The organism is Pseudonocardia sp. ICBG601, from assembly GCF_020496245.1.
The window spans coordinates 2,689,697-2,715,874 of sequence record NZ_JAHLJA010000148.1; the positions used below are offsets into that span (position 1 = coordinate 2,689,697).

A 26,178-nucleotide genomic window follows, 5' to 3' on the forward strand; every position below is an offset into this window, starting at 1 on the left:
GGGGGCGGGTGGCACCGGGACCGTCGGTACGGCCGTCTAGGCTGCCCCCTACATCCGTATCGGCGAGCAGGGGCAGGGCAGCGGCGGCGTGAGCATCGAGGTCGTCAACGAGTCCGGGATCACGGTCGACGAGGCGCAGATCGTGTCGGTCGCCCGGTACGCGCTGGACGCGATGAAGGTGAGCCCGTCCGCCGAGCTGGCGATCACCGCCGTCGGGCTGGACGCGATGGAGGAGCTGCACGTCCGCTGGATGGACGAGCCCGGCCCCACCGACGTCATGGCGTTCCCCATGGACTCCCTCGCCGAGGACACCCGGCGCCCCGACGCGCCGGACCTGGGCCCCGCCCTGCTCGGCGACGTCGTGCTCTGCCCGGCCTTCGCCCGGGACCAGGCGCGCAAGGCCGGGCACACCCTGGCCGACGAGCTGCACCTGCTGACCGTGCACGGCATCCTGCACCTGCTGGGGTACGACCACCTCGAGCCCGAGGACGAGCGCGAGATGTTCGCGCTGCAGAACCGGCTGCTGGTCCGCTGGCGGGAGGACCGGGCCCGCGAGCGCGCCCGGGACGCCCAGAAGCGCAGCGACGACCGCCTGCTCGGTGCCGCCGGCTTCGAGGACGAGTCCGGCCGGTGACCGGAAGACCCACGACCACGTTCTCCGAGGAGCAGAAGTGACCACCGTCTGGCTGATCGTCGCGACGGTCCTGCTCGTGCTGCTGGCCGGGGTGTTCGCCGCCGCGGACTCGGCCCTCATGTCGATCTCGCGTGCCCGGGTGGACGCCGTGGTGCGCGCCGGCCGCGCCGGCGCGAAGGCGCTCGCCGCCGTCGTCGCGGACCGGCCGCGGCACGTCAACCTGCTGATGCTGCTGCGGGTCACCTGCGAGACGGTCGCGATCATCCTGCTGGCCCTCGCGCTCGCGCCGCTGTTCTCCGCCACCTGGATCGGGCTGCTGCTCACGGGCGTGCTCATGGTGCTCGCCAGCTACGTCCTGATCGGTGTCGGCCCGCGGACGCTGGGCCGCCAGCACCCGTACCGGATCGGGCTGCTGCTCGCGGGCCCGATCCGCGCGATCGGCGTCGTGCTGTCCCCGCTGGCCAAGCTGCTGATCCTGCTGGGCAACGCGATCACCCCGGGCCCCGGTTTCCGCGACGGCCCGTTCTCCACCGAGGTCGAGCTGCGCGAGCTCGTCGACATGGCCAGCAACCGCGGCGTGGTCGACGAGGGCGAGCGCAAGATGATCCACTCGGTGTTCGAGCTGGGGGAGACCCCGGTCCGCGACATCATGGTGCCGCGGCCGGACCTGATCTGGACCGAGCGCGACACCCCGGTGGAGAAGGTGCTGCGCCTGGCGCTCAAGAGCGGCTACTCGCGCATCCCGGTGCTCGGCGAGGGCGTGGACGACGTCATCGGCATCGCCTACCTCAAGGACCTGGTCCGGGCCCGCGAGGAGGCCCGGCGCGGCGAGCGGGAGGTCCCGCTGCTCGACATCCTGCGCCCCGCGGCCTTCGTGCCGGACTCCAAGCGCAGCGACGACCTCATGCGCGAGATGCAGCGCACCCGCAACCACATGGCCGTCGTCGTCGACGAGTACGGCGGCACCGCGGGCGTGGTGACGATCGAGGACATCCTGGAGGAGATCGTCGGCGAGATCACCGACGAGTACGACACCGAGGAGGTGCCCGAGGTCGCCGAGGCCTCCGACGGCGCCTTCCGGGTCTCCGCCCGGCTGCCCGCCGAGGACCTCGAGGAGCTGTTCGCCGGCCGGTTCCGCGGTACCCCGCGCGAGGACGAGCTGCACGAGGCGCTGGAGAACGCCGACGTCGACACCGTCGGCGGGCTGCTCGCCCAGCGGCTGGGCAAGGTGCCGCTGCCCGGCGCCACCGCCGAGCTGGACGGTCTGCTGCGGCTGCAGGGCGAGGGCGGCAAGGACGCCCGCGGCCGTGTCCGCATCACCTCGGTGCTGGTCAGCCCGCTGGAGCCGGCCGAGACCGAGGACACCGACCACGACGAGCCGCGCGGGGACACCCGGGAGTCCGACGTGCCCGACCACGTCGCGGGCGACCCCACCGAGCACGCCGGCGCCGACCGGCACTGACCTGGCCGTCCCCGGCCACGGGGAGCGACCGACGGACGTGACCGTCCCGCCACGGGTGGGACGCGAGGAGGACCTGATGGCTGCCCGCACGACCATCCCCGCGGAGCGTGCCCGGTGACCGGGCTGCCCGCGACACCGCGCTACGACCTGGTCGTCGTCGGCGGTGGGATCGTCGGCCTGGCCACCGCGTACGCCGCCACCCGCAACGGGCTCAGCGTCGCCGTCGTCGAGCGTGAGCAGCGCCTGGCGAACCACCAGACCGGCAACAACTCCAACGTCGTGCACTCCGGGCTGTACTACGCGCCGGGCGGCTACAAGGCCCGCCTGGCCGTCGCCGGGTGTGCCGAGACCATCGCGTTCTGCCGCGAGCACGACCTGCCGCACCAGGTGTGCGGCAAGCTCGTCGTCGCGACCGAGCCCGAGGAGCTGCCCCGGCTCGACGAGCTGGCCCGCCGCGGCGACGCCAACGGCGTGGAGAACCACCGCCTCGACGAGCACGGCATCCGCACCTACGAGCCCGACGTCCGCGGTCTCGCCGCGCTGTGGGTGCCCTCGACCGGGATCACCGACTACCGGCTGGTCGCGGAGAAGCTGGGCGAGCTGGTGGAGAAGAACGGCGGCGAGGTCCACCTGGGCCGCACCGTCACCGGGTTCGCCCGCCGCCCGTCCGACGTCGTCGTGCGCACCACCCGCGGTGACCTGCTCGGCACCCGCGCGGTCGTCTGCGGCGGCCTGCGCTGCGACGAGCTCGCCCGCCTGGCCGGTGCCGACCCCGGGGTGCGGATCGTGCCGTTCCGCGGCGAGTACTCCGGCTTCTCCGAGCGGGCCGCCTCGCTGGTCCGCGGCCTGATCTACCCGGTGCCCGACCCGGCGTTCCCGTTCCTCGGGGTGCACGCCACCCGCGGCATCGACGGCACCGTCCACGCCGGCCCGAACGCCGTGCTCGCGATGGCCCGAGAGGGCTACGACTGGCGCACGGTCCGGCCGAAGGAGCTGCTGGGCACGTTGACCTACCCGGGCATGGTGAGGGTGGCGCGCACGCACTGGCGCTACGGCATCGGCGAGGTCCGCCGCTCGCTGTCGACACGGGCGATGGTCCGCCAGATCCAGCGGATGCTGCCCGACGTCACCGCCTCCGACCTGCACCCGGCCGGCGCCGGGGTGCGGGCCCAGGCGGTGAAGGCCGACGGCACCCTGGTCGACGACTTCCTGTTCCTCGACCAGGCCGGTCCGGACGGCGCGGGCCGCCCCGGCTCGATCCTGCACGTGCTGAACGCACCCTCCCCGGCGGCGACGGCGGCCCTGCCGATCGGCCGCGAGATCCTCGACCGGCTGGGTGCGGCGTGACCGGCGCACAGCCCGAGGGCTTCCGGTCCGGGTTCGCCTGCTTCGTCGGCAGGCCCAACGCCGGCAAGTCGACGCTGACCAACGCGCTGGTCGGGGAGAAGATCGCGATCACCTCCTCGCGCCCGCAGACCACCCGGCACGCGATCCGCGGGATCGTGCACCGCCCGGACGCCCAGATCGTCCTGGTCGACACCCCGGGGCTGCACCGCCCGCGGACCCTGCTCGGGTCACGGCTCAACGACCTGGTGCGCGAGACCTGGTCCGAGGTCGACGTCGTCGGGTTCTGCGTGCCCGCCAACGAGAAGGTCGGCAAGGGCGACCGGTTCATCGCCGAGGAGCTGCGGCGGATCGCCGCGCACACCCCGGTGGTCGCCGTCGTCACCAAGACCGACACCGCCCGCCCCGAGCAGGTCGCCGAGCGGCTCACCGAGGTGTCGGCCCTGATGGAGTTCACCGAGGTCGTGCCGACCTCGGCGCGGTCGGGTTTCCAGGTGTCGCTGCTCTCGGACCTGCTGGTCGGGCTGCTGCCGGAGGGCCCGCAGCTCTACCCGGACGGCGACCTCACCGACGAGCCGACCGACGTGCTCGTCGCCGAGCTCGTGCGGGAGGCGGCGCTGGAGGGCGTGCGCGACGAGCTGCCGCACTCGATCGCCGTCGTCGTCGAGGAGACGATCGAGAAGAAGGACCTGCTGGAGATCTACGCGATCATCTACGTCGAGCGGTCCAGCCAGAAGGGCATCGTGATCGGCAAGGGCGGTGCCCGGCTCAAGCAGGTCGGCAGCGACGCCCGTCGCCAGATCGAGAAGCTGCTGGGCACCCGGGTGCACCTCGACCTGCACGTGAAGATCGCCGAGGACTGGCAGCGGGACCCGAAGCAGCTGCGCAAGCTGGGGTTCTGAGCAGGACCTAGACTGGGTGCGTGGCCCAGCTCTACCGCGACACCGGGATCGTGCTCCGGGTGCAGAAGCTGGGCGAGGCGGACCGGATCATCACGATGCTGACCCGTCAGCACGGCAAGATCCGGGTGGTCGCCAAGGGCGTGCGCCGCACCCGGTCGCGGTGGGGTGCCCGGCTGGAGCCGTTCAACCACGTCGACGTCCAGTGCTACACCGGCCGCACGCTGGACGTGGTCACCCAGGCCCAGACCGTCGACGCGTTCGCCCCGGCGATCGTCGCGGACTGGTCGGCGTACTCCTGCGGCTGCGCGATCCTGGAGACCGCGGACCGGCTGGTGTCCGAGGAGGGTGAGCCGAGCCTGCGGGTGTACCTGCTGCTGCTCGGCGCCACCCGGGCGCTGGCCGACGGCGCCCGTGAACCGGCCCTGGTGCTCGACGCGTTCCTGCTGCGGGCGATGAGCCACGCGGGGTGGGCGCCGTCGCTGTCGGAGTGCGCGCGCTGCGCGACGCCCGGCCCGCACCGGTCGTTCACCGTCGCCGGCGGCGGCATGGTGTGCCCGCGCTGCCGCCCGCCGGGCTCGGTGACCCCGGCGACCGAGACGGTGGCCCTGCTGTCCGCGCTGCTGCACGGCGACTGGGACACCGCGGACGCCTCGGGCACCCCGACCCGGCGTGAGGCCAGCGGCCTGGTCGCGGCGCACCTGCAGTGGCACCTGGAGCGGCAGCTGCGCTCGCTGCCCCTGGTCGACCGCCGCGCCCGGGTCCGGCCCGCCGCCGTCGTCGTACCCGGGGTTCCGGGGCCCGCCCCGGAACCGCCGGACGGCGGAGCGGCGACACCCCCGGACGCCCTCCCTGGCTAGTCCGACCGGACTTTTGTCCCGATGTGGGATGCCGTGAGCGGCCCGTCCGCTTCGTCGAGCGGTTGACGTGCGGGCGCGCCGCCCGTCGCGGTGCCGCCGGTCGCGTCGCACGGGACTTCCGCCGACTCCACCGGGTGATCGTCGCTTTCGACGGGCAACCGGTTCCGCCGTCTCGTTACGCTCCTGTGATCGAGGGGACCCCAGCCCCGTCGGAGAGGCAGTCGTGAACCGACCCCACACCCCGCCGCCGGACGACGACCACACCGGTCGCACCCACCGTCTCCCGGCCGCCACGCAGCGCATCCCGGTGCCGCCCACCCAGCAGTTCCCGGTCCGCACCGAGGCGATGCCGGAGTCCCCGCAGGACGGGCCGACCCGCGCGATGCGTCAGGTCCGGGCCCGCACCGAGGACGGCGCGTGGCCGGCCATCCCGATGCTGCCGGTGATCCGGCCCGACGAGTCCGAGCCGATGTCGGAGGCCGACCGGATCCGCGGGCACCGCGGGATGCGCCGGCTGCGCGAGACCATCGAGCGGCTGGAGGACCCGGCCGTGCCGGCCTGGCCGCAGCCCGACCACCGCGACTGAACCCGTCCGCCGTCCCCGACGTAAGGTCGGCGACGTGCCGTTCCAGCCTCCCGCACCGCACCCGTCCGGTGCCCGGCCCCCGGCGATCCCGCCGGAGCTGGTGCCGCGCCACGTCGCCCTCGTGATGGACGGCAACGGCCGCTGGGCCAACGCCCGCGGCCTGCCCCGCACGGAGGGCCACAAGCGGGGCGAGGCCTCGCTGATGGACGTCGCCCGCGGCTGCATCGACCTGGGCGTGCGCTGGCTGTCGGCGTACGCGTTCTCCACCGAGAACTGGCGGCGCAGCCCCGACGAGGTCCGGTTCCTGATGGGCTTCAACCGCGACGTGATCCGCCGCCGCGTCGACGAGATGGACGCGATGGGGGTCCGGGTCCGCTGGGCGGGCCGTCGCCCGCGGCTGTGGCGCTCGGTGATCAAGGAGCTGGAGATCGCCGAGGAGCGCACCCGCGGCAACGACGTGCTGAACCTGACCATGTGCGTCAACTACGGCGGCCGCGCCGAGATCGTCGACTCGGTGCGGCAGCTCGCCCGGCTCGCCGCGGAGGGCCGGATCAACCCCGACAAGATCGACGAGCGGATGCTGGCCCGGTACCTCGACGAGCCGGACATGCCCGACGTCGACCTGTTCGTGCGCTCCTCGGGGGAGCAGCGGACGTCGAACTTCCTGCTCTGGCAGAGCGCCTACGCCGAGATGGTCTTCCTGGACACGCTGTTCCCGGACTTCGACCGCCGCCACATCTGGCAGGCGATCGAGATCTACGCGCGCCGGGACCGGCGTTTCGGGGGAGCCGTGGACGCCACGACGGGAGTGACACCGTGACCACCGATGTGATCTCCGGGATGCTCGCCACCGCCAAGGGTGCGCTGGAGCGGTTCCACGACGTCACCACCGACGACGACGGCGCGCTGACCTTCGCCCACGGCGGCGTGCTGTGCGTGGTGCAGGGCACCGAGCTGGAGGAGGGCCTGCCGGTCCTCAACCTGACCTGCGTCGTCGCGTGGGACCTGCCGGAGTCCGCGGACCCGGAGCACGACGTGCCGCGACGGGTCGGCCTCGGGGTGGGGGAGGGCCTGTTCGGCACGCCCCGGGTGGTGCGCGGCGAGCGCGGCTGGGACGTGACGCTGCGCTACGCCTTCCCCGCGGCCGGGCTGGGCGAGGGGCCGATGGGCACCCTGCTGATGCTGGTCGTGTCCTCGGCGTCGAGCATGCGCGCGGAGCTGGTCGGGAGCTGAGACCGCCCGGCCGGGGGCGCACCCCCGGCCGGACCCGTCACTCGCCGGTGTCGACGGCCGCGACGACGGCGTCGACCGAGGTGTAGTCCTCGGCCGGTGCCGAACGCAGGGCCTCGACCGTCGCGGCGTCGGCGCCGTTGCGCTCGGCGGTCCACGCCAGGTCGTCCTTGGAGGCGGGGAACTCGAGACCGTGCAGGGCGCTGCGGACGGCGTCGGCGGTCGTCGTACGGGATGTCATGGGGTCACCTCTCGTCGTGGACGTTCGGTGACCGGATAGCCGGTGTGCGGCCGTCCATGCACGGGACGGCCGCACGACGGTCAGCCCTCCCCGGCGGGGTCCGCCTCCCCGGCGTCGCTGAGGTGCACGATCGGCAGCGCCGCCAGCTGGCCCGCGGTCATCGCGTGCGCCACGCCCAGCACGTCGTTCTGGGCCTTGGTCATCCGCGCGTCCACCAGCCCGGACAGGCCGTAGGCGACCCGGCCGAGCAGCCGCACCGTGGTCTCGTCGACCTGGGGGCGCGGGGTGGAGACGACCGCGACACCGCGCGGGGCGCCGTCGTTGGACTGGGCGACGCCGATCTCGTAGGACTCACGCGGGTTGACGTGCCGCGACGCGTAGTGGTCGCGCAGCGTCGACATCATGTCGTGGAACCCGGTGACGTCACCCTCGAGCTCCAGGGTGGACAGGTCGTCCTTCGTGAGGGTCTTGGTGCGGCCGGAGAAGCAGCGCACGTAGCCGATCACCGCGCCGGTCCACAGTGCCTCGACCAGGGCCGGGTCGGCGGCCACCCGGACCGGGCCGGACTCCGGACCGCCGAGCGCGGTCACCAGGTGCTCGCAGCACTGCAGCACGTACTGCAGGTCGTCGAACACCGCCGCCAGCTGGGCAAGCTCGCCGGACTCCGGGACGTCGATCCGCCGTACCGTGCCCGGGGCGGGTTGCGTGTCGGTCATCGTTCAGACGCTATCCGGGGTGGCGACGGTCACGGTGTCTCCTTCTGAGACGGTCTGCTAGCTTCGGCGGCGAAGGTCACGAGTGCCAGCGCGAAGCCCCGGCTCGCTGGACGGCAACCCTCCTCCGCGGTGGGGTGCCCCGGGTGATGACCGGGCCGACGCGACACCCGCAGTCGGCAAGCGCGGATCCGTGCGCCACGCCGGGTCCCCGAGATCGGCCGGAGGCCCGATCATGACCCTCGCCCTGTCGCGTTCCGTCCAGCACGCGCTGCCCCGTGTCGTCGGCGCGGACCTCTCCGTCCCGCTCGTCGACGGCGGGTGGGCCCGCTACTGCGACCTCGACTCCGCCGCGTCGGCGCCGGCGCTGGAGAGCGTCGCCGCGCACGTCGCGCAGGTGCTGCCCTACCACGGCAGCGTGCACCGCGGCGCCGGCTGGACCTCGAAGGTCTGCACCGCCCTGGTGGAGAACGCCCGCGCCGACGTCGCCCGGTTCGTCCGGGCCCGCGCCGACGACGTCGTGGTGTTCACCCGCAACACCACCGACGCGCTCGGCCTGCTCGCCCGCGCCGTGCCCGGCCCGGTGGTGACCCTCGATCTGGAGCACCACGCGACGCTGCTGGCCTGGCGGGGCGGTACCGGCGGCGCCGAGCACCGGGTCGTGCGGGCCGGTCGCAGCATCGCCGCGACCCTCGACGCGCTGCGGGCCGAGCTCGCCGCCCGTCCCGACGCCGCGCTGGTCGCGGTCACCGGTGCGTCCAACGTGACCGGCGAGCTCCTCCCGGTCGCCGAGATCGCCCGGATCGCGCACGCCGCGGGCGCCCGGCTGTGCGTCGACGCCGCGCAGCTCGCCCCGCACCGGCGCGTCGACCTGGCCGGGTGGGGCGCGGACTACGTCGCGCTGTCCGGGCACAAGCTCTACGCGCCCTACGGCGCCGGGGTCCTCGTCGGTCGCCGGGACTGGCTCGACGCCGCCGAGCCGCACGTCGCGGGCGGGGGAGCGGTCCGCTCGGTCGCCGTGGCCGGTGGGGAGACCGTCACCGAGTGGCTGCCCGCACCGCAGCGCCACGAGGGCGGCACCCCGAACGTGCTCGGCGCCGCTGCGCTGGGCGCGGCCTGCCGCACCCTCGAGGACCTGATCGACGACGCCGTGCCCGCCCACGAGCGCGAGCTCGCCGCCCGGCTGCGCGCGGGCCTGGCGACCGTCCCCGGCCTGCGGATCCTGTCCTGCTTCGACGACGGGCCCGACGCCGACCGCACCGCGACCGTCTCGTTCACCCTCGGCGAGCTGCCCGCGGGCCTCGTCGCGGCGGCGCTGTCCGCCGAGTACGGCATCGGCGTCCGCGACGGGCGGTTCTGCGCGCACCCGCTGCTGGAGCGGCTCACCGGCGGCGGCGACGCGGTGCGCGCCTCGCTGGGCCTGCGCACCGGCCCCTCCGACGTCGACCGGCTGGTCGACGCGCTGACCGACCTGGCGCGGCGCGGTCCGGCCTGGACCTACGCCCTCGTCGACGGCCGGTGGGCGCCCACCCCGGACCCGCGCCCGGCCGACCCGTTCGCCCGGGACCGGGAGCTGCCCGCCGTCCCCGGCTGCGGGGACTGAGCCCGGGGCGTCAGCCCGCCGAGCAGCGGCCGCAGAGGCCGAAGATCTCCAGGGTGTGCGACACCTCGGTGAAGCCGTGCTTCTGCGCGACCGACTCGGTCCAGGACTCCACCGCGGGGCCCTCGATCTCGACGGCGGCGCCGCACCGGCGGCACACCAGGTGATGGTGGTGGTGCTCGGTCTCGCAGCGCCGGTAGACCGCCTCGCCGGACGCGACCCGCAGCACGTCGACCTCGCCGCCGTCGGCGAGGGTCTGCAGGGTCCGGTAGACCGTGGTCAGGCCGATGCCCTCACCGGCGCGCCGCAGCTCCTCGTGGATCTCCTGGGCGGACCGGAAGTCCTCCAGGCGGTCGAGCAGCGCGGTGACGGCGGCCCGCTGCCGGGTGGCGCGGATGCCGCGCGGCCCGGCGGTGGACCGCTGTGTGATCGTCGCCGCGGTCGTCCGGTCGGTCGTCTCCGTCACGTGTCCTCCTCGACGTGGGCGACGGCGTCCACCACGATGTGCGCCAGGTGGTCGTCCACCAGCGAGTACAGCACCTCACGGCCCTTCCGCTCGCCCTCGACCACCCCGGCGGCCTTGAGGACCCGCAGGTGCTGGCTGATCAGGGGCTGGGTGACCCCGAGCGCGTCCACCAGGTCGTGGACGCACCGGGAGTGTTCCAGCAGCTGCAGGACGATGGCGATCCGGACCGGTGCGGCGAGTGCCCGCAGCAGGTCGCCCGCGGCGGCGAGGGTGCGCGGGTCGCGGGTCGGGCCGGGCTCGGGCGCGGGGTGGTGGTCGTCGTCCGCACCCGGGCCGGCTCCCGGTGCGTGCGTGGTCTGGGCTGCGGCAGACATGTGGTGGACCCGTCCGTTCCCCGGAGGCGGCGGCCACACCCCCCGGCGCTGCTGTGCCGTGCCGGCCGCACCCGACATGGTAGGCGTGTTCGTTATCGTCGCGCCGTGCTGCTGGTCTGCCGCTTCCGCGTGTCCCCCTCCGAGGAGTCCGCGTTCACCACGCGCGCGGCCCGTGCCCTGGAGCTCCTGGCCGCCCGGCCGGGCTGCCGCGGGGGTGAGGCGGGCCGGGCGATCGAGGACGCCGGGCAGTGGGTCCTGACCGTCCGCTTCGACTCCGTCGACGCCTACCGGCGCGCCCTGGGGCCGTTCGAGGTCCGTGAGCACGTGCACCCGCTGCTGGCCGAGGCCGACACGACCACCGAGGCGACCTACGAGTCCCTGATCACGGTGACCCCCCGCGCCACCCCCGTCCACCACCCCAGCCTGCTGAGCTGACCTCCGACCTCGCACACGTTCCTGCGACCTCGCAGCCGCTGCAGAGCGTGCGAGGTCGCAGGAACGTGTGTGAGGTGCGGCGGAGGGGCCTGGTTGTCCACAGCGCGCGCTCGACGCCCGGCGCGAGCTGGGACCGTCCACAGCCGGACGGGTGACGGGCTTCCCCCGCTCCCGGTGCGCGGCGACGGTGGGGACATGGACTCCGACCCGCGACCGGCGCCCGGTTCGCCCGCCCCGGTGCTGCGCCGGGACCTGGTCGCGGCGGGGGTGGGCGACGACGAGCTCCGCAGGCTCCGGGCCTCGGGCCGGCTCGTCCGGCTGCGTCGCGGCGCCTACGTCGGAGCCGGTGACCTCGGACCGGTGGAACGACACCGGCAGACGGTGCGTGCGGCGGTCCGCACCCTGTCCCCGGACGCGGTGTTCAGCCACGTCTCGGCGGCGGCGATGCACGGGATCGGGCTGTGGCGGGTCCCGCTCGACCGGGTGGAGGTGACCAGGAACCGGCGCAGCGGTGCGCGGACGGCGCCGTCGGCGCGGTGCCACGCGGCGACGCTCGCCGCGGACGAGATCACCGTCGTCGACGGCGTCCCGGTGACGACGGTCCCGCGCACGGTCGTCGACCTGGCCCGCGCTCTGCCCTTCGTCGTGGCGGTCGCGGTCACCGACGCGGCGCTGCACGCCGGAGCCGTCACCGCCGACGAGCTCGCCGCCGCCGTGGCCCGGTCCGCGCGGCGTCCCGGCACCCCGGCCGCCCGCCGGGTGCTCGCCGCGGCCGACGGCGGTGCGGACGGCCCGGGGGAGACCCGCAGCAGGCTCCTCCTCCACTCCTGCGGCCTGCCCGCACCGGCCACCCAGCAGGAGTTGCGGGATCCGGCGGGACGGTTCCTCGGCCGGGTCGACTTCTGGTGGGAGCAGGCCCGGGTGGCGGGGAGTTCGACGGGCGCATCAAGTACGGCCGGCGGCTCGACCCCGGTGGCGACCTCGAGGAGGTCCTGTGGCGGGAGAAGCTGCGGGAGGACGCGATCCGGGCCGAGGGCGTCGCGGTGGTGCGCTGGGTGTGGGCCGACCTGCACAGCGCGGCGTCGTTCGCCCCGACCGTCGCCCGCCTGCACCGCGCCCTGGACCGTGTCGCGTGAGCGCTCGACCTCGCAGACCGTTCTGCGACCTCGCAGCCTCTGCAGGGTGTGCGAGGTCGCAGGAACCTGTGCGAGGTCGGCCGGTCGGAGCCACCGCGGCGGGGCTGGGGGCGGGGCAGGGGGTGGGGATGCACGGCGGGTCGGTAACCTGGGACGCCCCGTATCCGGGGGACCTCCGAACCACCTTCTCTGGAGTACCGCCAGTGGCCAGCAAGCCCACCTCCGCCAAGATCGAGACCATCGTCGCGCTGACCAAGCGGCGCGGATTCGTCTTCGCCTCCGGTGAGATCTACGGCGGTACCCGGTCGGCGTGGGACTACGGGCCCCTCGGCGTCGAGCTGAAGGACAACATCAAGCGCCAGTGGTGGAAGACCATGGTGACCGGCCGCGACGACGTCGTCGGCCTGGACTCCTCGGTCATCCTCCCGCGCCAGACGTGGGTCGCCTCCGGTCACGTGAACGCGTTCACCGACCCGCTGGTCGAGTGCACCTCGTGCCACAAGCGCTACCGCGCCGACCAGCTGGCCGAGGAGTTCGCCGAGCGCAAGGGCCGCGATCCGGAGCAGGCCGACCCGAACGACCTGTCCGAGGTGCCCTGCCCGAACTGCGGCACCCGCGGCCAGTTCACCGCGCCGCGCGAGTTCAACATGATGCTGAAGACGTTCCTCGGCCCGGTGGAGTCCGAGGAGGGCATGGCCTACCTGCGTCCGGAGACCGCGCAGGGCATCTTCGTGAACTTCCTGAACGTGCAGACCACGTCGCGGAAGAAGCCGCCGTTCGGCATCGGCCAGATCGGCAAGAGCTTCCGCAACGAGATCACCCCGGGCAACTTCATCTTCCGGACCCGCGAGTTCGAGCAGATGGAGATGGAGTACTTCGTCGAGCCCGGCAGCGACGAGGAGATCCACCAGTACTGGATCGACGAGCGCACCCGCTGGTACACCGACCTGGGCATCGACCCGGAGAACCTGCGGCAGTACGAGCACCCGAAGGAGAAGCTCTCACACTACTCGAAGCGCACCGTCGACATCGAGTACCGGTTCAACTTCACCGGCCAGGAGTGGGGCGAGCTCGAGGGCATCGCGAACCGCACCGACTTCGACCTGACGACGCACTCGAACCACTCGGGCGTCGACCTGTCGTTCTACGACCAGGCCTCCGACACCCGGTACAAGCCGTACGTGATCGAGCCCGCCGCCGGTGTCGGCCGGTCGATGATGGCCTTCCTCATCGAGGCCTACACCGAGGACGAGGCGCCGAACGCGAAGGGCGGCGTCGACAAGCGCGTCGTGCTGAAGCTCGACCGCAGGCTCGCCCCGGTCAAGGCCGCAGTGCTGCCGCTGTCGCGCAACGCCGACCTGTCGCCGAAGGCGAAGGACCTGGCCGCGCAGCTCCGCAAGAACTGGAACGTCGACTTCGACGACGCCGGCGCCATCGGCCGCCGGTACCGCCGCCAGGACGAGATCGGCACCCCGTTCTGCATCACGGTCGACTTCGACACCCTCACCGACCAGGCGGTGACGATCCGCGAGCGCGACTCGATGGCGCAGGAGCGGGTCGCCCTCGACCAGGTCGAGACCTACCTGGCGACGCGCCTGCTCGGCTGCTGAGCAGGCTCCGGACCGACGAACGCCCCCGCCCGGGATCCGGGCGGGGGCGTTCGTCGTGAGTGGGTCAGTGCCGGTAGGCCAGCAGCTGCACGCCCAGCTCGGACTCGGTGCGGCGCACCTCCTCCAGCTGCTCGGCGGTCAGCGCGGCGTAGGGCGACTCGGGCCGGTAGGCCACGAGCGGTCCGCCGATGCGGTCCTCGAGCTGCTTGAGCCTGGCCAGCGCCGAGTCGTCGAGATCGGCGGGACGCAGCGTCGGAGCGGTCATCACAACCTCCGTGGGTGATCGGGAGGCGACCCAGAGTAGGGCCGCCCCGGACCGGGCGCAGTTCGGGTACCCGGTCCGGGGTCGCTCCTACACCGGCTCGGGGAGGAGCCGTTCCACCAGGTCGGAGAGGGTGACGATGCCGACCGGGCGGTCGTCGGACTCCACCAGCGCCAGGTGCGCACGCTGCTCACGCATCGTGTTCACCGCAGTGTGGTACTGCGTGTCCGCCGACAGGGTGAGCACCGGGCGCATCAGGTCCCGGGCCCGGGTCCCCGGGGTCCGCGTCAGGGTGTCGCGCACGTGCACGTACCCGATCGGGGTGTCGCCGTCGCGGACGACGAGCCGGAGGTGGCCGGTCCGGCGACAGGTCGCCTGGATGGCGGCGACGTCGTCGTCCGCGGCGACCGCGGAGGGCTCGCGCGCGAGCTCGCCCAGCGGGGTCCGCTCCAGCTCCAGCGCCGTGACCAGCTGGTCGCGGCGCCCCTGGTCCAGGGTGCCGGTCTTGGCCGAGTGGTCGACCAGCTGACGCAGGTCGTCGGCGTTGCGGCCCGACGCCATCTCGTCGACCGGCTCGACCCCGCACAGCCGCAGGCAGCGGTTGGCGGCGCCGTTCAGCAGGAGCAGCACCGGCCGGGCCGTCACCATGAAGGCGCGCATCGGGATCGCCAGCATGATCGCCGAGCGCTCCGGGTGCGAGATGGCCCAGGACTTCGGCGCCATCTCCCCGACGACCAGGTGCAGGAACGTCACGACGATCAGGGAGACGACGAACGACGCCACCCCGGCGACCCCGCCGGGGACGCCCCAGCCCTCGATGACCGGGCGCAGCGCGTAGTCCACGGCCGGCTTGGTGATCGCACCGAGCCCCAGCACGCACAGCGTGATGCCCAGCTGGGACCCCGCCAGCAGCAGCGAGATGTCCTTGGCGCTGCGCAGCGCCGCCCGCGCCGACGCCGAGGTCAGCGCGGCCTCCTCCAGGCGGTAGTTCCGGGCGGCGACGAGCGCGAACTCGACGGCCACGAAGAACGCGCTCGCCGCGACGAGCAGGATCGACACCACGATCTCGAAGGCACTCATGCCCGCACCTCCCGCTCGTCGCTGTCCTGCTCGGAACCGGCGGACACCGGTTCGGTCCACTCCAGGCGGACCGCCGACGGGACCCGCCGGTCGACCTCCTGCACCACCAGGCGCAGGGCGCGGTCCTCGTCGTCCGGGCTCTCGGCCGCGATCGTCACGACGACCGCGTCCCCGGCGTCCGGCAGCCGCTGCAGCTCGGCCATCACCAGACCGCCGACGGTCTGGTAGTCGCCCTCGGGCAGCTCGGCGTCGATCAGCCTGCCGACCTCGTCGACGTGCCGGTCACCCGGCACGACCCAGCCGTCGTCGGACCGCAGTGCCTGGTCCGTCCCGGCCTGGTCGTGCTCGTCGGTGATCTCACCGACGAGCTCCTCGGCGACGTCCTCGACGGTGATGACGCCGGCCAGGCCGCCGTACTCGTCGAGCACGCACGCCAGCTCCTCGTCGTCGGCGCGCAGCTGGGCCAGCACCTGCGGCAGCGGCAGCGACGAGGGCACCAGCACCGGGGCCCGCATCAGGTCCGACACCAGCACCTCGTCGAACGGCCGGTCGTCGCGGTCGGCGAGGGCCAGCACGTCCTTCAGGCAGACCACGCCCACCAGCTCCAGCGCGTTCTCCGGGTCCGCCGCCTCGGCGGGCGGCCCGAGCACCGGGTACCGCGAGTGCTGGACGGCCATCTGCCCGACCAGGCTCTCGACGGTCGCGTCGGCGCGGACCCACGACACCCGCGGCCGCGGGATCATCGCGGCCCGCGCGGTGCGGTCGCCGAAGTCGACGGCGCGGTCCAGCAGCACCGCGAGCTCCGGGTTGAGGTCACCCGAGTCCTTCGAGTCGTCGATGATCGCCTCGAGGTCGCGCGGGGTGGCCGAGTGCTCGACGTCGTGCACCGGCTCGATCCGCAGCGCACGCAGCAGCAGGTTGGAGGCCGCGTCGAAGATCCGGATGAGCCACCCGAACAGCGCCAGGTAGGTCTTGGTGGACAGCGCCAGCCACCGCGCGACCGGCTCCGGCCGGGCGATGGCGAGGTTCTTCGGGAACAGCTCGCCGAACACCATCTGGACGACGGTGGCGAACAGCAGCGCGATCACGGTGCCGATCGCGACACCGACGCCGAGCGGGACGTCGACCAGGCCCAGCAGCTCACCGATGCCGTTACCGATCAGCGGCTCGGCGACGTAACCGACCAGCAGACCGGTGACGGTGATGCCGAGCTGGGCGCCCGACAGCATGAACGAGGTGCGACGGGTGATGTCGAGGGCACGGGACGCTCCGGTGTCGCCCTCGGCCGCACGGGCCTTGAGGCGGGAGCGGTCGACGGCCATGTAGCCGAACTCCTGGGCCACGAAGTAGCCGGTCAGGGCGGTGATCGCGAGGACCACCAGGATGCCCAGGAGGATGCCGAGGATCGTGCCGATCACCGGGAGGTCACCGCCCGGGTCTCGGGCCCGGCCGGGATGTGCACGGCGTGGGCGGGGACGAGGACGATGCGGGGTCGCCGGCCGTCACGGGGACGGTCGGCGCGCGGACTGCAGGTGGGGTCCATGACTCCTGACTCGCGATCTGATGGGTGTTCGACGCGTACAACGCGTGCCGGAATCGTACGGTTCCGGAACGCAGCCGTCGCGGTGGTCACCCTGTGATGGCCCGAACGGCGGTACCGGTGTTTGGTGCAACGCCGGAGCGGGTCATCCCCGTCCGTGATCACGTCTCGCCTGGAACAGGCCGGTCCGCCCTGGTTCGGGGCGGTGATGGGGACCGGGATCGTCGCGGTCGCGACCACCTCGTTCCCGGTGCCGGTGCCGGGCCTGCGCGTCGTGGGGACCGTGCTGTGGCTGCTCGCGGCGGCGTTGCTGGTGGCGCTGGGCGTGCTGGTCGTGCGGGCCGGGGCGGCGCGACGACGGCGTGGTGACCGTCCCGACCCGTCGGACCTGCCGTTCCTCGGTGCACCCGGCCTGGGGATGCTCACCGTCGGCGCGGGGGCGGTCGAGCTCGGTCCCGGCCTGCTCGGCGAGCCGGCCGCGGCCGCACTGAGCTGGACGTTGTGGTCGTCGGGCACCGTGGTGGTGCTGGTCGTCGCGGTGTGGGTGCCGTTCCGCTGGATCAGCAGGCCCGGATCGGCCACCGACCCGGCGCCCGCCTGGATCATGCCGGTGGTCGGGCCGATGGTCGCCGCCGCCGACGGCGCGCTGCTGATCGGACACATCCCGGGCCCGGCGGCGGCGTCGACGATGCTGCTGGTCTGCGTGGCCCTGTTCGGGCTGGGCGTGGTCTCGGCGCTGGCCCTGCTGCCACGGGTGCTGGCCCGGCTCGGCACGGCCGGGCTCGCCCTGGCCGACACCCCGACCGTCGTCATCGTGCTGGGGCCCTTCGGGCAGTCGGTGACGGCGGCGAACCTCCTCGCGGGACAGGCGCAGGGGCTGCTGCCCGAGCCGTTCGCCGGCGTCGCGATCGGCGCGGGACTGCTCTACGGCGCGCCCGCCTGGGGCTTCGCGGTTGGCTGGACGGTGCTGTCGGCGGTGCTGATCGGCCACGCCCTGCGCCGGGGGATGCCCTTCAGCGCCTCCTGGTGGGCGGTGACCTTCCCGTTCGGCACCCTGGTGACCGGCACGAACGCGCTCGCCGCGCGGACGGCGCTGCCCCCGGTCGTCGGGGCGGCTGTGGTGCTGTTCGCGGTACTGGTCCTGGTGTGGGTGGTGGTCGCGGCCGCCACCGTGCGGTCGGCACTGTCCGACGTCGCCGACGAGATCGTTCCGTCGCGACGGTCGGTACGGGCCTAACCCCGGACACGGTCCTCGTGAGCGGCGCGCGGTGGCCCGTTCTCAGCTCACCGTCAGGCCCCGTCGCTACCCTGGCGACCGTGAGCACCTCGGCGACCTCCTCCGCGGCACGGCCACCGGCCGACCCTCGTCGTGACCTGGGCGCGGCCCTGCGCCGCTGGGCGGTGACCGGCGGCCCGGGGATCGGCGTCGTCCGGGTGCTCGACCGGCACGGGTTCGGCTCCGTCGAGTCCGGCCAGCTGGTCGCGGGCACCACCGACGGCGAGGTCGGCGGCCTGCTCTACCTCGGTGCCCTCGACGACGCCGCGCACCCGCTCGCCGCCGAGGCGGCGTCCGGGACGGCGACGGTGCGCGAGGCGCACGTCGGGGAGTCCTCCGCGGTCGCGGCCGGGCTCGCCTGCGCCGGCGGGGCGACGCTGCTCGCCCACCCGCTGCCCGCCGGTCCCGCCGCTGCGCTGGGGGAGGCACTGGAGGCCGGTCGGCCCGCCGCGCTGCTGTCGGTCGTGGACACCGGCGCGGCCCTCGTCCTCACCGGGCCCGGCCTGGAGGAGTCCACCGGCGACCTCGGCGGGGTCACCGCCGCGGCGGCCGAGCAGACCCGCGCGCTGCTGCGCCGGGGGGCCACGGCCACCGAGCGGCTCGACGTCGACGGCACCGCGGTCCTGGTCGACCTGCTGGTGCCGGTCCCGTCGGTGCTGGTCGTCGGCGAGGGTGCGCTCGGGGCCGCCCTGCACGCCCAGGCGGGCCTGCTCGGCTGGAGCGCCCGCACCGTCACCACCGTCGACGACGCGCGCGCCGCCGTCGCCGCCTTCACCGAGGCCGACGTGCTGGTGCTGCTCGACCACGACCCGGCCTTCGACGCGGCCCTGCTCGACGGCCTCGCCCACGGCCGCGGGTTCCTCGGGGCGCTCGGGTCGCGGCGCACCCAGGCCGCGCGCCGCGAGCGGCTGCTCGCCGCCGGGGTCACCGAGGACGCCCTGGCCACTGTCCACGGGCCGGTCGGTCTCGACCTCGGCGCCCGCACCCCGGCCGAGACCGCGGTGTCGATCGTCGCCCAGGTCGTCGCGCTGCGCGCCGGGCGCTCGGCGTCGGCGCTCGCCTCCTCCGCCGGTCGGATCGGCGGATGACCGGCACGTCGTCGCGGCGCGGGCTCGGCGGCGCACCGCCGGAGCCCGGTCCGGACCGGCGCACCGTGCGCCGCCCGGTGCGGACCGGCATGACCTGGGGCGCGCGGCTGCTCGTCGGTGGGCTGGTCATGCTCGTCGCGGTGGTCGGGGTGACCGCGCTGCGGGTGTGGCAGGTCGCCCGGGTGGACGACCAGCGCCCCAGTGACGCGGTCGTCGTGCTCGGCGCCGCCCAGTACAACGGCGAGCCCAGCGCGGTGCTGGCCAACCGTCTCAAGCACGCCGAGCAGCTGTGGCGCGACGGCGTGGCCCCGCGGATCGTCACCGTCGGCGGCGGGCGGACGGGGGACCGCTACACCGAGGCCGAGGCCAGCCGGGACTGGCTGATCGAGCAGGGCGTGCCGTCCTCGGCGGTCGAGGCCGTGCCCGAGGGCGCGGACACGCTCGGCAGCCTGCAGGCGGTCGCGGCGACCGCGCGGCAGCAGGGCTGGTCCTCGGCGCTGCTGGTGTCCGACCCGTGGCACAGCCTGCGGGCCCGCACCATGGCCCGCGACGCCGGGCTGAAGGCCTACACCTCTCCGACCCGCAGCGGCCCGATCGTGCAGACCCGCGAGACGCAGCTGCGCTACATCTACCGCGAGACCGGTGCCCTGTTGTTCTACGAGCTGACCCACGCCTCGGTCGACACCGCGAGCAGCGGGCTGGGATGACCGTCCAGCACGCCCCGGCCGATCCGGGATACACCGCCGCCGACGCCGAGCGCCGCCACCCCGAGGCCCCGAAGGGGTCCGGGCTGGGGGAGCGCGGCCGCGTCGAGCGGCGCAGCCCCTACTCCCGGGACCGGGCCCGGGTGCTGCACTGCGCGGCGCTGCGACGGCTCGCGGGCAAGACCCAGGTGGTCGGGCCGGGGGAGGGCGCCGAGGTCAGCGGCATCCCGCGGACCCGGCTGACGCACTCGCTGGAGGTCGCCCAGATCGGCCGCGGTGTCGCCGAGGAGCTGGGGCTGGACCCGGACGTCGTCGACGCCGCCGGGCTCGCCCACGACATCGGCCACCCGCCGTTCGGGCACAACGGCGAGCGGGCGCTCGACGTCGCGGGTGCGGAGTGCGGCGGGTTCGAGGGCAACGCCCAGACCCTGCGCATCCTGACCCGCCTGGAGCCGAAGGCCCGCTCCGGCGACGGCCTCGTCCCCGGCGGGCTCAACCTGACCCGGGCGACGCTGGACGCCGCCACCAAGTACCCGTGGGCGCGGCGCGGAGCGGAGCGCAAGTTCGGTGCCTACACCGACGACCTGCCCGCCCTGGAGTGGCTGCGCGCCGGGGCCCGGCCGGGGGTGCGGAGCATGGAGGCCCAGGTCATGGACTGGGCCGACGACGTCGCCTACTCGGTGCACGACGTCGAGGACGCGGTGCACGCCGGCCGCATGGACCTGGCGGTGCTGTCCTCACCCGCCGAGCGCGCGGCGCTCGCGGTGGAGGCGTCGCTGCGCTTCGGCGAGGACGAGGGCGCCTGCGCCGAGGCCGCCGCCCGGCTCGACGCGCTGCCGGTGGTCCGCGCGGTCCGCGGGTTCGACGCCGCCACCGCCGCGGGCGACGACCTGGTCGCGATGAAGCGGATGACCTCCGAGCTGGTGGGCCGGTTCGCGCTGGCCGCCACCGACGCGACCCTGGACACCTACGGCGACGCACCGCTGGCCCGGCACCGCGCCGACCTGGTGGTCCCGGTCGTCGCGGCGGCGGAGGTCGTGGTGCTCAAGGCGCTGGCCACCCGCTATGTGATGAGCGACCCGCGTCGGCTGGAGATGCAGTCCCGCCAGCGCGACCTGCTGCACGACCTCGTCGCGGCGCTGTGCGCCCGGGGGCCGGACGCCCTGGACCCGGCCCGCGCGGAGGACTGGACGGCCGCCCCCGACGACCGCGCGCGGCTGCGCGTCGTGATCGACCAGGTCGCGACGCTGACCGACCCGCAGGCGCACGCCTGGCACCGCACGCTCTGCCGGCCCTGAGACCACACCGGCCCCGGGACGCCGACGGCCCCGCCGTCCGGTCGGACGGCGGGGCCGGGTCGGCAGAGGTCAGCGCAGGGTGATCGCGGGCTTCGTCGCGTCGGCCTCGCTGGTCACGGCGCGGGTCGGGCAGGTCCCGAGGACCCGGTCGATCGCGTCGCGCTCGGCGCCGGTCACCCACAGCTTGTACTTCTTCTTCACCGCGACCTGCCGCGCGACGTAGGCGCAGCGGTAGCGGTTGTCCGGCGGGAGCCAGGTCGCGGCGTCGCCGTCGCTCTTGCGGGCGTTGGTCGGGCCGTCGACGGCGATCAGGTTCAGCGGGTCGTTCCCGATCTTCTCCCGGGTGGTCGCGTCGAGCTGCTGGGCGCCCTTCTGCCAGGCGTCGGACAGCGCGACGACGTGGTCGATCTGCACCTTCTCGCTGGTGCCCTGACCGCGGGTGAAGGAGATGGTGGTGCCGGTGTAGGAGTCGCGCAGCGACCCGGTGAGCACGACGCAGTCGTGGGTGCCCGCCTTGAACGTCTCGCGGTCCATGTCCCGGGCGAGGACCTGGTTGCGCTGGTCGCAGCCGTCGCGGTCGATGTCGGCCCAGCGGCGTCCGAACTGCTCGCGGGTGTAGCCGGTCTTCGGTGCCCGGCCCTTCACCGCCAGCGTCTTCAGCGTCGTCGACGCGCTGCCCGCGGCCGCACCCTCCACGGTCCCGGGCGTCACCGGGGCGACCACACCGACGTCGACGACGCCCGTGTCGAGTGCCGCGTCCAGCACGTCCACGAACGACCCGGGGGATCCGCACCCGGCCATCACCAGCATCGTCACCAGCAGCCCGGCGACCCGCACACCTCGAACACGCACAGCGGAGATGTTCGCGAACGCGAACGCCGGAGCCGTGCGGACACGCCGCGTGTTCGTCACTCAGTGTGAAGAATCTTGCCAGGAAGCTCCGAGTGCGTTCACAGGTTCGGGGCGCACGATGGCGACATGGTCACGCTCGCATCGGTCCTGGTCACCACGGCCGGGCTACTCGGGGTCACCGTCGCGTTGGTGCTGCTCGCCCTGGTCGCGGCGGCGCCGTGGCTCGCCCGGCACGCTCCGGACGGCCTCTCCCGGCGGGGGTGAGGCTCCCGCCACCCCGGCTTGCCCCGGTCGTTAGCACTGCGATGGAGTGGCGGCGTGACCTCCTCGCGTTGGCTCGTCCCGGTGCTGGCCGTGCTCTTCGTCCCGCTGTGGGCGTCCGGCTTCATCGCGGGCAAGATCGCGACCGGGTCCACCGACGTCCCCGCGGTCCTGCTCTGGCGGTTCGTGATCGCACTGGTCGTGATGCTCGCCGCCGTCGCGGTGCTGCGGCCGGGCCTGCCGCGCGGCCGGGCCTGGCTGCACCTCGCGGTCACGGCGCTGCTGCTGCAGGTCGGGCAGTTCACCTTCGTCTACAGCGGGCTCGCCTCGGGCGTCCCCGCCGGGCTGTCGAGCCTCATCCTCGGGATGGCGCCGCTGCTGGTCGGGCTGCTGACCCCGTTGCTGCTGGCCACCCGCCTGGGCGTCGGACCGGTGCTGGGCCTGCTGATCGGCGCCACCGGCGTCTACGTCGTGCTGGCCGACGACCTCGGTGCCGGTCTCGGCGGCAACCTCGTCTTCCCGGTGCTGGGCATGCTGTCGCTGGCGGCCGGCACGCTCTACCAGAAGCGGTTCAACGACAGCACCCCCGTGGTGACCAGCGTCGTGGTCCAGATGGCGACCTCGCTGGTCGCGACCCTGGCCGCCTGGCCGTTCCTCGGCGCGGACTGGCTGCCCCGCGCGCCGTCGGGCTGGGCGGCCGTGGCCTTCCTGGGGGTCGTGAACTCGGCGGGCGCCTTCGTGCTGATGTTCGTGCTGCTGCGGCTGCGGTCCACGGTGTTCGTGTCGTCGCTGCTCAACCTGGTCCCGGCGACGACGGCGCTGGTCGCCGTGCCCGTGCTCGGGGAGCCGCTCACCGTGCAGGCCGTGCTGGGCCTGGGCATCGCCCTGGTCGGCATGTTCGTCGGGCTGGGCCGGGTGCCCGGCCTGCGCGGCCGCCGGGTGGTCGCCGACGCGGCCGTCGCCGCCCCGTCCGAGCAGCCGGCTGGACACGCCGTCGCACCGGCAGCGGGCGGACCGGGGCGCCGGGCCGGAGGCGCCTAGACTGGCCGGCGTGGCAGGACGGATCCGGGACGCCGACATCACCGAGGTCCGCAACCGCACGCGGGTCGAGGAGATCGTCGAGGAGTACGTGGCCCTCCGCCGCGCCGGGGCGGGCTCGCTGAAGGGCCTGTGCCCGTTCCACGACGAGAAGTCCCCGTCGTTCACCGTCCGCCCCTCGCACGGCACGTTCCACTGCTTCGGCTGCGGCGAGCACGGCAGCGTCATCGACTTCGTCATGAAGATGGAGGTCATCGGGTTCCCCGAGGCCGTCGAGCGGCTCGCCGAGCGGTGCGGGGTCCGGCTGACCTACGAGGGCGGCGGGTCCTCGGTGCAGCGCGACCGCGGCACCCGCAGCCGCCTGCTGGAGATCAACAAGAAGGCCCAGGCGTTCTACGCCGAGCAGCTCGCCACCCCCGCGGGCCGCGCGGGCGTGCAGTTCCTGGCCGACCGCGGCTTCGACACCGCGGCCGCGGAGAAGTTCGGCTGCGGGTACGCCCCGGCCGGCTGGGACACCGTCACCAAGCACCTGCTGTCCCAGGGGTTCGCGCTCGACGAGCTGATCAAGGCCGGCATCTCCAAGGAGGGCAGGCGCGGCGCGATCGACCGGTTCCACCGGCGCCTGCTGTGGCCGATCCGCGACCTGGGCGGCGACGTCGTCGGCTTCGGCGCGCGCCGGCTGTTCGACGACGACGGCATCGAGGCCAAGTACCTCAACACCTCCGAGACGCCGGTCTACCGCAAGACCCACGTGCTGTTCGGTCTCGACCAGGCCAAGCGGGAGATCGCGAAGACCCGGCAGGTGGTCGTCGTCGAGGGCTACACCGACGTCATGGCGATGCACCTGGCCGGGGTGACCACGGCGGTCGCGTCCTGCGGCACGGCGTTCGGCACCGAGCACGTCTCGGTCATCCGCCGGCTGATCGGCGACGACTCCTTCGATCGCGGCGAGGTCATCTACACCTTCGACGGCGACGCGGCCGGGCAGAGCGCCGCGATGAAGGCGTTCGAGGGCGACCAGAACTTCGCCGCGCAGACCTTCGTCGCCGTCGCCCCGGACGGTCAGGACCCCTGCGACCTGCGCAACAACCACGGCGACGCCGCCGTGAAGGACCTCGTCGCCCGGCGCGAGCCGCTGTTCGAGTTCGCCATCCGCACCGAGCTGCGCAGCCACGACCTCGCCAGCGCCGAGGGCCGGGTCGCTGCGCTGCAGCGGACCGTCCCGCTGGTCGCGCAGATCAAGCGGGAGGACCTGCGCGACGAGTACGCGCGACGGCTGGCCGGCTGGGTCGGCTGGGACGACATCGCCGTCGTCGTGCGACGGGTGCGCGAGAGCGCCGGGGTGTCGCCCGAGGGGGGCCGCTCCCGGCGTCGCGCCCCGCTGCCCGCCCCGAAGCGCGACGACACCCAGCTGCACCTGCAGCGCGAGGCGCTCAAGGCGGCGCTGCAGATCCCCGGCGTCGTCGGACCCGGCTTCGACGAGCTGCCCGAGGCCGGGTTCACCCACCCGCAGCTGGCCGCGGTGCACCGGGCGATCATGGCCGCGGGCGGGGTGTGCGCCGGGCTGGACGGGTCGGACTGGCTCGACGCCGTCGTCGCCGAGGGTGCGGGCGACGACGTGAAGCGCCTGGTCAGCGAGCTGGCCGTGGAGAACCTGGAGCTCCCCAAGCGCAACACCGACGAGGTCCGCTACGTCAACGGCGTCCTCGCCGGGGTCCGGCTCGGCCTGGTCGAGCGCGAGATCGCCGACCTCAAGTCGCAGCTGCAGCGCACCAACGCCGAGACCGACCACGACGAGTACATGGACCTGTTCGGCGTGCTCGTCCCGCTGGAGCAGTACAAGATCCAGCTGCGCGAGCAGGCGTCCGGGGTCGCGTCGTGACGGGCTTCTGGGCGCGGCTGCTCGGCCGCGAGCCGGTGCCCGACGCGGTCGCCGACGCCCTCGCCGACTCCGAGGCCGTCGTCGCCACCGCGCAGGCCCCGGACGGGATGCTCGTGGTCACCTCGTGGGGGATCTGGCCGCCCGGTGGGGAGCGGCTGGGCTGGCACGAGATCGCGAAGGCCACCTGGGACAAGGTCAGCCTGGTCGTGACGCCGACCTCGGCCGAGCAGATCGCCCCCGGCACCGAGCTGCTCGCCGACGGGCGCCCGCTGCGGTTCCGGCTCACCGACCCGGGGAAGGTGCCGCAGGCGGTGCAGGAGCGGGTCACCCAGTCCATCCGCACCCGGAACCGGCGCGAGCTGCCCGGGGGAGGGGTCTGGGTGCTGCAGCGCCGGGTCCCCGGCCGCGACGGGCTGGTCCTGCAGGTGCGCCCCGACCCGGGGACCGACCCGGTCGCCGCCCGGAGGCTGGCGGAGGGCATCGCCGCACGACTCCCGGACGAACCGTGACCACGACCAGCTGGGACCCGGAGCTCTACCGCGCCTTCGACGACCACCGCTCGCGCCCGTTCCTGGACCTGCTGGCCCGGGTGGGGGAGACCGACCCGGCGCTGACCCGGGTCGTCGACGCCGGCTGCGGCCCCGGCCACCTGACCGGGCTGCTGGCCCGCCGCTGGCCGACGGCGACGGTCGAGGCGTTCGACTCCTCCCCGGACATGGTCGCCGCGGCCCGCGCCGCCGGCGTCGACGCCGCGCAGGTCGACGTGCGCGACTGGACCCCGCCCCGCGACACCGGGGTGCTCCTGACCAACGCGGTGCTGCAGTGGGTGCCCGAGCACCCCGAGGTGCTGCGCCGCTGGATGGCGTCGCTGGCGCCCGGCGCGTGGATCGCGGTGCAGGTCCCCGGCAACTTCGACGCGCCCTCACACGTGCAGACCCGCGAGGTCGCCACGCTCCCGCAGTGGCGCGACCGGATCGTGCTGCGCGGCAACGAGACCGTGCTCGACCCGCTCGGCTACGCCGACATCCTGGCCGCCGCGGGCGCCGACGTCGACGCCTGGGAGACGACCTACCTGCAGCGGCTCGACGGCGACGACCCGGTCCTGCGCTGGATCTCCGGCACCGCTCTGCGCCCGGTCCGCGACGCCCTCGACGACGACGCCTACGACGCGTTCGTCCGCGAGCTCGCGCCCCGGCTGCGGGCGGCCTACCCGCCGAGCGCCGACGGCGGCACCTGGTTCCCGTTCCGCCGCGTCTTCGCGGTCGCCCGCACACGCTGACCCGCCCGTCCCGTGACCCGGGGACGGG

Annotated in this window: 31 protein-coding genes, 1 pseudogene and 1 riboswitch; of the genes and pseudogenes, 22 read left to right on the forward strand and 10 right to left on the reverse strand. The window is 74.2% G+C overall.

Features of this window, described 5'->3' with window-relative positions; translation table 11 throughout:
- Window positions 1-88 precede the first annotated feature (88 nt).
- The 8 genes from ybeY (at window position 89) to KPL57_RS42280 (ending at window position 7,018) form a co-directional block, all read left to right on the forward strand.
- Window positions 89-634, forward strand: a complete 546-nt coding sequence (ybeY, locus tag KPL57_RS42245; RefSeq protein ID WP_226356006.1) for an rRNA maturation RNase YbeY — start codon at window positions 89-91, stop codon at window positions 632-634.
- Between the two features lie 37 nt (window positions 635-671).
- A complete protein-coding gene (locus KPL57_RS42250) occupies window positions 672-2,096 on the forward strand; it encodes a hemolysin family protein (protein WP_226356007.1) in 1,425 nt (474 codons plus the stop codon).
- A gap of 114 nt (window positions 2,097-2,210) precedes the next feature.
- Window positions 2,211-3,443 (forward strand): L-2-hydroxyglutarate oxidase, encoded by a 1,233-nt coding sequence (gene lhgO / locus KPL57_RS42255; protein WP_226356008.1) that lies wholly within the window; start codon window positions 2,211-2,213, stop codon window positions 3,441-3,443.
- Window positions 3,440-4,342, forward strand: coding sequence for a GTPase Era (era, locus tag KPL57_RS42260; protein ID WP_224403076.1), 903 nt, complete (start codon window positions 3,440-3,442; stop codon window positions 4,340-4,342). Before lhgO ends, era begins: the two co-directional genes overlap by 4 nt.
- A 20-nt stretch (window positions 4,343-4,362) precedes the next feature.
- Window positions 4,363-5,199, forward strand: coding sequence for a DNA repair protein RecO (gene recO / locus KPL57_RS42265; protein ID WP_226356009.1), 837 nt, complete (start codon window positions 4,363-4,365; stop codon window positions 5,197-5,199).
- Window positions 5,200-5,422: 223 nt separating this feature from the next.
- Complete coding sequence (locus tag KPL57_RS42270) at window positions 5,423-5,785, forward strand: hypothetical protein (RefSeq protein ID WP_062401510.1); 363 nt, start codon at window positions 5,423-5,425, stop codon at window positions 5,783-5,785.
- Between the two features lie 34 nt (window positions 5,786-5,819).
- Window positions 5,820-6,605, forward strand: a complete 786-nt coding sequence (locus KPL57_RS42275; RefSeq protein ID WP_226356010.1) for an isoprenyl transferase — start codon at window positions 5,820-5,822, stop codon at window positions 6,603-6,605.
- Window positions 6,602-7,018 carry a hypothetical protein gene (locus KPL57_RS42280; RefSeq protein ID WP_226356011.1) on the forward strand — a complete coding sequence of 139 codons (417 nt, stop codon included), beginning with the start codon at window positions 6,602-6,604 and terminating at the stop codon, window positions 7,016-7,018. The genes KPL57_RS42275 and KPL57_RS42280 overlap by 4 nt, the downstream gene beginning before the upstream one ends.
- 37 nt (window positions 7,019-7,055) lie before the next feature.
- Here the strand turns inward: KPL57_RS42280 and KPL57_RS42285 are convergent, their stop codons facing one another.
- Both KPL57_RS42285 and KPL57_RS42290 read right to left on the reverse strand, forming a co-directional pair.
- Entirely contained in the window at window positions 7,056-7,256 is a 201-nt protein-coding gene (locus KPL57_RS42285) for a DUF2795 domain-containing protein (protein WP_226356012.1), read from the reverse strand.
- 80 nt (window positions 7,257-7,336) lie between these two features.
- Window positions 7,337-7,972: a hypothetical protein gene (locus tag KPL57_RS42290; protein WP_226356013.1), complete on the reverse strand. Its 636-nt coding sequence runs from the start codon at window positions 7,970-7,972 to the stop codon at window positions 7,337-7,339.
- A gap of 74 nt (window positions 7,973-8,046) precedes the next feature.
- Window positions 8,047-8,161, forward strand: a riboswitch (SAM riboswitch).
- A 43-nt stretch (window positions 8,162-8,204) separates the two neighbouring features.
- Between KPL57_RS42290 and KPL57_RS42295 the strand changes: the two genes are divergently transcribed.
- Window positions 8,205-9,572 carry an aminotransferase class V-fold PLP-dependent enzyme gene (locus tag KPL57_RS42295; protein WP_226356014.1) on the forward strand — a complete coding sequence of 456 codons (1,368 nt, stop codon included), beginning with the start codon at window positions 8,205-8,207 and terminating at the stop codon, window positions 9,570-9,572.
- Between the two features lie 10 nt (window positions 9,573-9,582).
- On the opposite strand, the gene KPL57_RS42300 is transcribed toward KPL57_RS42295, so the two are convergent.
- Window positions 9,583-10,035, reverse strand: coding sequence for a Fur family transcriptional regulator (locus tag KPL57_RS42300; protein ID WP_373324130.1), 453 nt, complete (start codon window positions 10,033-10,035; stop codon window positions 9,583-9,585).
- On the reverse strand, window positions 10,032-10,409 hold the full coding sequence (locus tag KPL57_RS42305; protein WP_020624590.1) for a helix-turn-helix transcriptional regulator: 378 nt from the start codon (window positions 10,407-10,409) through the stop codon (window positions 10,032-10,034). Before KPL57_RS42305 ends, KPL57_RS42300 begins: the two co-directional genes overlap by 4 nt.
- A gap of 105 nt (window positions 10,410-10,514) precedes the next feature.
- Here KPL57_RS42305 and KPL57_RS42310 point away from each other — a divergent pair, with 105 nt between their 5' ends.
- Together KPL57_RS42310 and KPL57_RS72930 are read left to right on the forward strand one after the other, a co-directional pair.
- Window positions 10,515-10,844: an antibiotic biosynthesis monooxygenase gene (locus tag KPL57_RS42310; RefSeq protein ID WP_226356015.1), complete on the forward strand. Its 330-nt coding sequence runs from the start codon at window positions 10,515-10,517 to the stop codon at window positions 10,842-10,844.
- Between the two features lie 195 nt (window positions 10,845-11,039).
- A pseudogene (locus KPL57_RS72930) lies at window positions 11,040-11,138 on the forward strand (hypothetical protein); the annotation flags it as partial.
- 38 nt (window positions 11,139-11,176) lie between these two features.
- On the opposite strand, the gene KPL57_RS42315 reads toward KPL57_RS72930, so the two are convergent.
- Entirely contained in the window at window positions 11,177-11,695 is a 519-nt protein-coding gene (locus KPL57_RS42315) for a hypothetical protein (RefSeq protein WP_226356016.1), read from the reverse strand.
- A 54-nt stretch (window positions 11,696-11,749) separates the two neighbouring features.
- Here KPL57_RS42315 and KPL57_RS42320 point away from each other — a divergent pair, with 54 nt between their 5' ends.
- Together KPL57_RS42320 and KPL57_RS42325 are read left to right on the forward strand one after the other, a co-directional pair.
- Complete coding sequence (locus KPL57_RS42320) at window positions 11,750-11,980, forward strand: hypothetical protein (protein WP_226356017.1); 231 nt, start codon at window positions 11,750-11,752, stop codon at window positions 11,978-11,980.
- 203 nt (window positions 11,981-12,183) lie between these two features.
- On the forward strand, window positions 12,184-13,590 hold the full coding sequence (locus KPL57_RS42325) for a glycine--tRNA ligase (RefSeq protein ID WP_226356018.1): 1,407 nt from the start codon (window positions 12,184-12,186) through the stop codon (window positions 13,588-13,590).
- A 64-nt stretch (window positions 13,591-13,654) separates the two neighbouring features.
- Here the strand turns inward: KPL57_RS42325 and KPL57_RS42330 are convergent, their stop codons facing one another.
- From KPL57_RS42330 to KPL57_RS67860, 4 genes are all read right to left on the reverse strand, one after another.
- Window positions 13,655-13,855, reverse strand: a complete 201-nt coding sequence (locus KPL57_RS42330) for a hypothetical protein (protein WP_226356019.1) — start codon at window positions 13,853-13,855, stop codon at window positions 13,655-13,657.
- A gap of 87 nt (window positions 13,856-13,942) precedes the next feature.
- Window positions 13,943-14,932, reverse strand: coding sequence for a CNNM domain-containing protein (locus KPL57_RS42335; RefSeq protein WP_226356020.1), 990 nt, complete (start codon window positions 14,930-14,932; stop codon window positions 13,943-13,945).
- Window positions 14,929-16,350 (reverse strand): hemolysin family protein, encoded by a 1,422-nt coding sequence (locus KPL57_RS42340; RefSeq protein WP_226356021.1) that lies wholly within the window; start codon window positions 16,348-16,350, stop codon window positions 14,929-14,931. Before KPL57_RS42340 ends, KPL57_RS42335 begins: the two co-directional genes overlap by 4 nt.
- Window positions 16,347-16,475, reverse strand: coding sequence for a hypothetical protein (locus KPL57_RS67860; RefSeq protein WP_255625041.1), 129 nt, complete (start codon window positions 16,473-16,475; stop codon window positions 16,347-16,349). Before KPL57_RS67860 ends, KPL57_RS42340 begins: the two co-directional genes overlap by 4 nt.
- 154 nt (window positions 16,476-16,629) lie before the next feature.
- Here KPL57_RS67860 and KPL57_RS42345 point away from each other — a divergent pair, with 154 nt between their 5' ends.
- The 4 genes from KPL57_RS42345 to KPL57_RS42360 all read left to right on the forward strand — a co-directional run bounded on the left by KPL57_RS42345 (window position 16,630) and on the right by KPL57_RS42360 (window position 20,838).
- Window positions 16,630-17,709 carry a C4-dicarboxylate ABC transporter gene (locus KPL57_RS42345; protein WP_226356022.1) on the forward strand — a complete coding sequence of 360 codons (1,080 nt, stop codon included), beginning with the start codon at window positions 16,630-16,632 and terminating at the stop codon, window positions 17,707-17,709.
- Window positions 17,710-17,789: 80 nt separating this feature from the next.
- Window positions 17,790-18,836, forward strand: coding sequence for an XdhC family protein (locus KPL57_RS42350; RefSeq protein ID WP_226356023.1), 1,047 nt, complete (start codon window positions 17,790-17,792; stop codon window positions 18,834-18,836).
- Between the two features lie 89 nt (window positions 18,837-18,925).
- Window positions 18,926-19,543 carry a YdcF family protein gene (locus KPL57_RS42355; RefSeq protein ID WP_062404469.1) on the forward strand — a complete coding sequence of 206 codons (618 nt, stop codon included), beginning with the start codon at window positions 18,926-18,928 and terminating at the stop codon, window positions 19,541-19,543.
- The gene (locus KPL57_RS42360; RefSeq protein WP_226356024.1) at window positions 19,540-20,838 is read left to right on the forward strand and encodes a deoxyguanosinetriphosphate triphosphohydrolase; all 1,299 of its coding nucleotides are present in this window, start codon (window positions 19,540-19,542) and stop codon (window positions 20,836-20,838) included. The genes KPL57_RS42355 and KPL57_RS42360 overlap by 4 nt, the downstream gene beginning before the upstream one ends.
- Window positions 20,839-20,907: 69 nt before the next feature.
- On the opposite strand, the gene KPL57_RS42365 is transcribed toward KPL57_RS42360, so the two are convergent.
- Window positions 20,908-21,690, reverse strand: a complete 783-nt coding sequence (locus KPL57_RS42365; RefSeq protein WP_226356025.1) for an HNH endonuclease family protein — start codon at window positions 21,688-21,690, stop codon at window positions 20,908-20,910.
- A 126-nt stretch (window positions 21,691-21,816) separates the two neighbouring features.
- Here KPL57_RS42365 and KPL57_RS42370 point away from each other — a divergent pair, with 126 nt between their 5' ends.
- Genes KPL57_RS42370 through KPL57_RS42390 form a run of 5 tightly spaced genes read left to right on the forward strand, consistent with a single transcriptional unit; the run spans window position 21,817 to window position 26,150 of the window.
- Window positions 21,817-21,954 carry a hypothetical protein gene (locus KPL57_RS42370; protein WP_226356026.1) on the forward strand — a complete coding sequence of 46 codons (138 nt, stop codon included), beginning with the start codon at window positions 21,817-21,819 and terminating at the stop codon, window positions 21,952-21,954.
- Window positions 21,955-22,008: 54 nt separating this feature from the next.
- Window positions 22,009-22,992: a DMT family transporter gene (locus tag KPL57_RS42375; RefSeq protein WP_226356027.1), complete on the forward strand. Its 984-nt coding sequence runs from the start codon at window positions 22,009-22,011 to the stop codon at window positions 22,990-22,992.
- A 10-nt stretch (window positions 22,993-23,002) separates the two neighbouring features.
- The gene (dnaG, locus tag KPL57_RS42380) at window positions 23,003-24,871 is read left to right on the forward strand and encodes a DNA primase (protein WP_226356028.1); all 1,869 of its coding nucleotides are present in this window, start codon (window positions 23,003-23,005) and stop codon (window positions 24,869-24,871) included.
- Window positions 24,868-25,380 carry a hypothetical protein gene (locus tag KPL57_RS42385; protein ID WP_226356029.1) on the forward strand — a complete coding sequence of 171 codons (513 nt, stop codon included), beginning with the start codon at window positions 24,868-24,870 and terminating at the stop codon, window positions 25,378-25,380. Before dnaG ends, KPL57_RS42385 begins: the two co-directional genes overlap by 4 nt.
- Entirely contained in the window at window positions 25,377-26,150 is a 774-nt protein-coding gene (locus KPL57_RS42390; RefSeq protein WP_226356030.1) for a trans-aconitate 2-methyltransferase, read from the forward strand. Before KPL57_RS42385 ends, KPL57_RS42390 begins: the two co-directional genes overlap by 4 nt.
- The last annotated feature ends 28 nt before the right edge of the window (window positions 26,151-26,178 follow it).